The 7,384-nt window shown below is 71.2% G+C and carries 9 protein-coding genes; all 9 read left to right on the plus strand.

Going from position 1 to position 7,384, the window contains the following annotated elements; translation table 11 throughout:
- Positions 1-757: hypothetical protein (locus ON39_RS49885; protein WP_176572800.1), on the plus strand; the 757-nt coding region annotated here is incomplete at its 5' end.
- The gene (locus tag ON39_RS35390) at positions 757-1,581 is read left to right on the plus strand and encodes an ESX secretion-associated protein EspG (RefSeq protein WP_040740698.1); all 825 of its coding nucleotides are present in this window, start codon (positions 757-759) and stop codon (positions 1,579-1,581) included. The genes ON39_RS49885 and ON39_RS35390, both read left to right, overlap by 1 nt.
- Before the next feature lie 8 nt (positions 1,582-1,589).
- Positions 1,590-2,342, plus strand: coding sequence for a YbaB/EbfC family nucleoid-associated protein (locus tag ON39_RS35395; protein ID WP_040740699.1), 753 nt, complete (start codon positions 1,590-1,592; stop codon positions 2,340-2,342).
- A gap of 12 nt (positions 2,343-2,354) precedes the next feature.
- Complete coding sequence (locus tag ON39_RS49775; RefSeq protein ID WP_040740700.1) at positions 2,355-4,037, plus strand: WXG100 family type VII secretion target; 1,683 nt, start codon at positions 2,355-2,357, stop codon at positions 4,035-4,037.
- Entirely contained in the window at positions 4,034-4,819 is a 786-nt protein-coding gene (locus ON39_RS35405) for an ESX secretion-associated protein EspG (protein ID WP_040740701.1), read from the plus strand. Before ON39_RS49775 ends, ON39_RS35405 begins: the two co-directional genes overlap by 4 nt.
- Positions 4,812-5,300, plus strand: a complete 489-nt coding sequence (locus ON39_RS50920) for a hypothetical protein (protein ID WP_083894881.1) — start codon at positions 4,812-4,814, stop codon at positions 5,298-5,300. Before ON39_RS35405 ends, ON39_RS50920 begins: the two co-directional genes overlap by 8 nt.
- Positions 5,297-5,611 carry a YbaB/EbfC family nucleoid-associated protein gene (locus ON39_RS35415; protein WP_246003026.1) on the plus strand — a complete coding sequence of 105 codons (315 nt, stop codon included), beginning with the start codon at positions 5,297-5,299 and terminating at the stop codon, positions 5,609-5,611. The genes ON39_RS50920 and ON39_RS35415 overlap by 4 nt, the downstream gene beginning before the upstream one ends.
- 103 nt (positions 5,612-5,714) lie before the next feature.
- Positions 5,715-6,035 (plus strand): type VII secretion target, encoded by a 321-nt coding sequence (locus tag ON39_RS35420; RefSeq protein ID WP_040740702.1) that lies wholly within the window; start codon positions 5,715-5,717, stop codon positions 6,033-6,035.
- Positions 6,032-7,384 (plus strand): hypothetical protein (locus ON39_RS46350; protein ID WP_051187509.1); only part of this gene is annotated, 1,353 nt, incomplete at its 3' end. The genes ON39_RS35420 and ON39_RS46350, both read left to right, overlap by 4 nt.

Consider the following 7,384-nt stretch of genomic DNA (forward strand, 5'->3'; position numbering starts at 1 on the left):
CGGCAGCGGAGGCGGCGGGGGAAACAACAGCGGCGGCGGCAACAGCGGCAGCGGTGGGGGAAGCGGCAGCGGCGGCGGCAGCAAAGGTTCCGGCAGCGGCAGCGGAGGGGGCAGCGGCAGCAAGGGTTCCGGCGGCGAAGGCAGCAGTGGAAGCAAACCGCCGGGCTCCGGCGGCAGCGGCTCCGGTGGAAGTGGCTCCGGTGGAAGTGGTTCGGGCGGAAGCGGTTCCGGCGGCGGCTCGAACCCCTCCGGCAACCCGGGCCAGGGCAGCGGCCCGGCGGGTCCGAGCGGCCCGATCGGCGGCGGCGCGAGCGGCGGCCAGTCCGGCGCGGACATGATGGGCCTGTTCTCCGAAGCGCTGCAGCTCATTTCGTCGGGCATCGCGACGCTCGTGCAGCTCGGCAACCAACTCGCCGCCCAGCTCGGCCCCGCCCTGCAACAGCTGGCGAAGGCCGTGGAGAACGGCTCCATGACGGTGAAGCAGGCGCTGGACGAGGCCGCGCAGCGGATCGAGGAGCAGGTGCACGAGGTCGAGGAGCAGCTGCTCCCGCCGGGCGCGACCGGACCCGTCGGCGTGTCCTTCGCGCTGCTCCCGGGCAACGGCGCACCCGAGGTCCGCCTCGAATTCCCCGGCCGGGCCGCGGGCCGCCGGCCGGAGGTCTTCGAGGACTTCACGGCCACCAGGTCGACCACCGAGGTGGCCGGCGAAACGGCGACGACCGGGGCTCCCGGCGGCACGGTAGAGGGAAGGCAATAGTGGAACGCACCTGGCGCCTCAGCGGCCTCGAATATCTGGTGCTGCGCGAACGACTCGTCGACCGCAAGCAGTCCTGGCCGTTCACCTACATCTCCGATATCCGCGGCTACTACGACTTCCAGTTCGCCAAGGCGCGCGTCTGGGGTGAGTTGCAGGCGGCATGGGATCCGGCGCTCGCCGACGTGCTCGTCAAGTCGCTGCGGGCCGATATCCGCATGGTCGTCCATGCCGAGGATCTCAGCGCCGAGCGACGCCAGGACGGTTTGATCGTGTTGGCAGCCAAAAAGTTCGGCGATCGTGCCGTGCTGATCCAGGGTTTCGGCACGGTGACTCCGGAGAGCCACGACGAACTCGAGATCACCGAGTGCGACGCGGCGTCGCTGACCCGCCTGCTGGTGGACAAGCTGCCGCCGATGGCGGCGGGCAGCCAAGCACGAGTGGAGCTGCTGGACACCGGACGACCCGACGAGTTCGATCACTGGCACCGCCGCAGCTCCCTCTACGACGAGGGCGACCGCGACGTGGACGCCCGCTGCAGGCAGTGGCAGGCGGCGCCGAAGGCGACCGTCGGCCGCATCGTGCTCACCCACGGCCACTCCACCTTCGGCCCGCGCGGCCAGGTGACGAAATGGCTTGTCTGGGAGGACCATCCGGGGGACGGCCGCTACGTGATCGGCATGGAACAGCCGGTGGCCGCCGTCGCGGCCGACGCCGCGGGGCTGCGCACGATGATCGATCGGCACTGCGACGAACTGCTGCTGGTGCGCGACGATGAGTCGCGCGGCGGCCTGGCCCGCGCCAGCGTCTACGACGACGGCCGATGAGCGGAGGCATGGTGCACGATCCGAACGAGCGGTTGAGAACCGAGGTGGCCCAGGTGGTCGCGGACGTCCACCGTCTCATCGCCGGATTCGCCGAGGCCAAGCGCCAGCACCAGGCGGTGACGGCGTCGGCGAGCGCCGAGCGGGGACTGATCGTCGTGGTCGCGGACGTGTCCGGCGCCCTGACGGAGGTCTACTTCGAGGACGACATCGAGCAACTCGGCTACCACCAGATCGCCCGCGGTGTCGTGCAGGCGGCGCAGCGCGCTGCCGCGCAGGTGAAAAGCAAAGCGGACGAGATCATTTCGGCCCAGCGCGGGTCGCTGCTCGGCTTGCCCAAACTCTCCGACCTGGTCGACTGGGTGCCGGACGAGCAGGAACTCCCGTCGCCGCCCGCGGCGCTGCTGACCCCGCCCGCCGAACGCGAGCCCGTCGCCGACACCGCCGAGCAGGCCGGCCTGCTCGAACTACAGGAACAACGCGCCCGCCTGTTCGCCACCGCGTCGGCCGGTGGTCGCCGGGTGAGCGTCGCGGTGAACGCCGACGGTGTGCTGATCGACCTGCAATTCTCCGGCGCCGTAGGCGATCTCGACTACGAGCAGATCGCCGAGGCCATCGTCGCGGCGTCCGGTGCGGCCGTGGCGGCGGTGGCGCGCAAGGTCGCCGACCTCTACGCGCCGACCGTCGAGGACGACCGGCCGAGCTTTCCCGGATCGGATGTCGTGCTGGCCGGCCTCGACCGCCTGCGCGACCAACTGCGGTGATCGGAGAATCACATGGCATCCACCCCAAAGGTTTCCGACGGCACGCTCTGGGCCGACCTGCTCACCTCGGCGAAGAACGGGAAACTCGAGCTAGAGCCGGGCACGGCGGAGCAGTGTGCCCGGCACGTCGAGTCCATGCTCGAAGTCGTTGTCGGCGTGCAGAACTGGATCAGCCAGAACACCATGGTGGCGAGCCCCGTTATCGCCGAGTCGGTCTCGGGCAGGCTGCTGTGGACGGTGTTCAGCCAGAAGTTCGGCACCGAGTTGCGTCAGCGGGTCGACCGGCACCGCGAGATCCTGGTCGACATGGGCAACACCTTCGTCACGGCGGGTAAACGGTATGCCCGCACCGAGGACGAGTCGGCGGCGAGCTTCGAGGACATCTCCTTCACCCCGTCGGGCACCCCGCCCAGCGGCGCCCCGCCCAAGGGCGTCATCCCCGACCATCCCGGCCGGTTGAAGCCGACGACGAAGTACGACGCGTACGGGTTCGGCCCCGAGATGGGCGCGCAGCTCGGCTGGGAGACGCTCTACATCGTCTGCAACTCGATGGACCCGCAGGCGGTGGCCAACGCCGCCGGGGTGTGGAAGTGGCTGTCCACCACCTTGGACACCGGTTTCACCACGCTGCGCACGTCGATCGCGTCCACCTCGGATCGGTGGGAGGGCGTCGGCTCCCAGAACGCGATCGGCGCGACGAATGCCTACGTGGAGGCCTCCAAGCAGCTCACCGGCGATATGAATCTGCTCGGCGAGACGCTCACCTACACCTCGGGCTGGCTCCAGCAGACCAAACAGAACGCCATGCCGCCCACCCCGTCGCCGCCCCCGGCCGACAGCATCTCGCAGAACATGGCGAACGAGCTCAACCTGATTCGGTATCAGGAGAACTTCCAGCTCTACTACTCCGACAACTACACGCACACGACCACCCGCATCGTCACCCTGCCGACGCCGGACCCGGTGACGGTCCCGGCGGTGGACATCGGCGGCGAGACGACCCGGAAACCGGCGGGCGAGCCGCTGCCGGTGAACGACGAGGAGACGAAGCCCGGCGGCGGCGACTCCGGGTCCGAGACACCCACCGAAGGCGGCGAAGGTGGCGGTGGCGAGGGCGGCGGTGGCGAGGGCGATGGGGGTGAGGGCGGCGGCGAGCACGGCGGTGGCGACGGATCGGGTGGGTCGAAACCACCACCGGTCGTCGGCAACCCCGACCCGGTCACGAAACCGCCGGGCGACCCGACCAAGCCGCCGACGTCCACCAAGGGTCTCAACGAGGGCCTGCTGTCGTCGCTGAACAAGCCGCCGGGCCAGTTGTCCACCGATCCCTCGCGCAAGCCCGGGATTCTCGCGGCCACGGTGCCGCCGTCCGGCACGCAGACCGGCGCCCCAATTGTGAAGGGCGGCGGCGGAGTCGGCGGAAAAGGGGTGATAGGTCGTGCCCCGCTGGCCCTCGGCACGTCCGCGAACCCGCTCTTCCCACGCGCCGTCGCGCCCGTGGAGTCGCGGGTGATCGGCCGGGCGGGTCCGGCGAGCGGCTACCAACCCGGCATGCCGCACGGCGGGGTCCCGGGCCGGTCGACCTCGGACGAGGAGCGGGAGAAGCGGCGCAAGGAGTACCTGAACTCCACCGAGCATCTCGAGGAGGCGCTCGGCGAGCCGGGTCGCGGCATCCGGCCGGTGCTCGACCGGTGAGCCGAACCTGGCGGCTCACCGATGTGGAGCTGATCGACTTGTGGGACAGCATGTTTCAGGATCGGCTGCCCACCCCGTTGTTCGCGCTGTACCGGGGCGCGGACGCCGACGAGTGGGCGCGGTTGCGCGCCGAGGCCGGTGCGGGGCTGGCCGACGCCGACGACGGCGAGTTGCGTGGCGCGCTCACCCGGGTCGCGCGCGCCGATGTCGTGGTGTCGGCCAAGGGTTTCGACCCACGGCATCAGGACCGCGCCGACGGTGTCGTCCGCGTGCTCGGCGGCAGGCAGGGCTCGGCGGCCACGCTGATCAGCCAGCTGCCCGGCGAAACCGCCTGGCACAGTGGCGGTTACGTGGTCACCACCGGCGCGGCGGACCGGCTCGCCGGTGCCGTGGCCGGGGCACTGCCCGAGCGGGCCGCGGGGCGGCTACCCGATACGCCGCTGGTGCCCGCGCCGGGCGACGGCGACACCGACCACTATTACGGCCGGTCGAAGGTTCAAGAGAGCTACTCCGATCTCGACCGGCGCAGCGCCGAGTGGCTCGGCAAACCGGCCGAGTATCTGGGCGTCATCGAAACACGTCTGGGGAGTTCCATTTTCGGCCCGCGCGGCATCACCCGCTACCGCATCGAATGGCGTGACCTGGTGGACGACGGACGCTACGCCGTCGCCGAGACGGCGGTGCCGGTCGCGACGGCCGTCGATCGTCCCCGGCTCGCGACCATGATCTCCGCCCACATCGCCACCGTGTTGCAGACCTTGGAGGACGAGCGCCGTGCCTGAACACCCCCGAATCGCCGACACCGGCAGGTACGCCGACCTGCTCGACGCCGCCGTGCACGACCCCGCTGTGCGCGACGGCGCGATGTACGACGCCGCGGTATATGCGGACGCCGAACCCGACCCGCCCGAAACGCCGGACTTCGAGACCTTCACGACCGGCGAGGCCGCTTCGCGCGGCGGCGGCATCGTCGTCGCCGCAACGGATTCCGGCCTGCCCACCATGGTCCGCGTCACGCCCGGCCAGCTGCGCCGCGACCCCGCCGAACTCGCCGCCGACGTCCTGCGGCTGTGCCGCCTGGCCACCGACCGGGCGGGCCTGAGGCGCCGGGAGTACCTGACCGGACTCGGCCTTGGCGAGGACGCGCTGCGCCTGCTCGGCCTGCCGACCACGCAGACCCTCGAGCGCGCCGAACTCGCCGACGAGGCCGAACACGAATACGAGCCGCGCAGCTGGCTCGATCAGGATGGAGGCCGGTGGTGACCGATTTCGCCGAACTGGAAGCGTCCGCCGCCGAACAGCTGCACCGTATGCGCAGGCTCGCCGACGATATCGCCGCGATCCGGATCGAGCACCGCACGGACGACGGCGCGGTCACCGCCGTCGTCGACGGTTCCGGCCGGCTGCTCGACCTGTCTCTGACGAAGGGAATTTCCCGGATGTCGCCCGCGGAGTTCGACGGGGCGGTGGTGGCCGCGGCGGGCGCCGCCGCGCAGCGGGCCATGGCCGTCCGCGGCGGGCTGGTCGACGACTTCAACAATCAGGTGAACAACCGACGCGCAGGTGAACAGTAGGACCCGCGACCGCGCTCATCTTGCGAAAGCCCCTGTGCTCATTAGCGTTCCGGGAGAACCGCCCCGGTATCGAGTTCGCAGATCAGCCCAGGAGGGTACCGCGATGAATGTTGTCAATGTGCAGCCGCAGACATTCCGCCACTATGCCGACATTTCCGAGGGAATGGCCGCGGCGGTCGCCGTCGCCGGGGCGATCGACCAGGCCGCCGTCATCTCCGCGGCCGTCCCGGTCTTCGGGCTGATCGGGCAGGAATTCCTGCTGAGTTTCGCCTACGCGCAGGCCAATCACTGCACCGCGCTGGGCGAGCTGGTGGCCAACTACGCCGCGACCGCGCACACCGCGCGCGTGGCCGCGCAGTCCTACGAGCTGACCGACCGAACCAACGCGGAGTCGTTCGTCCCGCCTGTCGGCGCGCTGGCATGACGGCCCACCATCTCGCGGCGCCCCTGTCGCCGACCGTGCTCGACGCGATCCGGAACACCCCGGTCGCGCCCTTTCTCGACCGCCCTGCCGAACAGCTGCTCGCGCAGATAGGGCTGCCGCCGCTGCCCCAATTGCCCGCGCTCCCACCGCTGCCCGGCCTGCCGCCGCTGCCGGCGCTCGACCCCATGGCCCTGATGAAGCCGGTCACCGACCTGTTCAGCGGCTTCGGCGACGGCAATCTGCGCGCCAACGGCTCGCTCGACCCGCACTCCGTGCTCCAGAAGGTCACCCAATCCATCGGCACCGCAGTGCAATTGGCGACCGCTGGCATTCAGCTGCTCCAGTCGATGCAGAGCGCGGGCAGCCGGGCCGCCACCTCGGCCGCGGTGGAGACGGTGGGCACCGCGACCTCCCTCTCCGGCCAGGCGACGCACATGAACGCCGTCACGGCGGCCGCCGCCGGGACGGTCGCCACCGGATACCTTCAAATGGCCGCGCTGGCAGCGCGATTCGCCGCCACCACCGCCGCGCTCAGCCTCACCCTGGCGACCCCCGCCGGGCAGGCCGCCCTGCTGGGCACGGCGATCGAGGCGGCCGCCGAGGCGATCGCGATCACCGCGCACACCAAGGTGCAGCTGATCGGGCACGCCGGGCAGATGACCCAGGCGGGGACTCCGGTGCCGGTGCGCAAGCCGGTCATGCCGAAGCTCGGCGGCGTCGGTAAGGCGCAGCAGGCGCTGGTCAAGGGCTTGAAACTCGGTGATATGACCAGGATTCCCGGCGTGCCGCCTGCCCACGCGGTGAGCGGGATGTCGGCGAGGTCCGCGTCGGCCGCCGCGACCGGCGACTCGGGCAGCCAGGTCGTCCAGCAGGTGATGCAGATGGTGCAGCCGCTGATCGCGGCGACGCGCCAGGTCGGCCAGGAGGTCGTCGCGCACCCGCCTGCCAAGCCGCCGACGGAAGCCGTTGTCCCGGAGGCGGTTCCGGTCGAGACCAAGCCCCTCGCGATCGCCCCGTTCGGGCCGATGTACACCGCCGCCGCACCGGTGACCAGTGCGGCGGTGCCGCTGGGTGGCTGGCAGACGGAGGCCGTCGTCACGGCGACGCCCGGCGTGTCGACGGGTCCGGCCACGGTGGCCGCCTCGACCAGGTTCGCGGGCGAGGTGCTGCCGCCGCTGGTGCCCGGCATGGGCGCGCTGGCCACCGCGGCGGAGCGGTCGAGGGCGGTCGACGGGACCGCGGACGCGATGGTGGACGCCCGCCACGTCGACGAACTCGTCGGCGGCGTGCCCCCCGAGACGGCGGCGCCCGTCATCGGCGCCGCGCCGGCCGCCACCCCAGACAACCCG

The organism is Nocardia tenerifensis NBRC 101015, assembly GCF_000308715.1.
Taxonomy (GTDB): Bacteria; Actinomycetota; Actinomycetes; order Mycobacteriales; family Mycobacteriaceae; genus Nocardia; species Nocardia tenerifensis.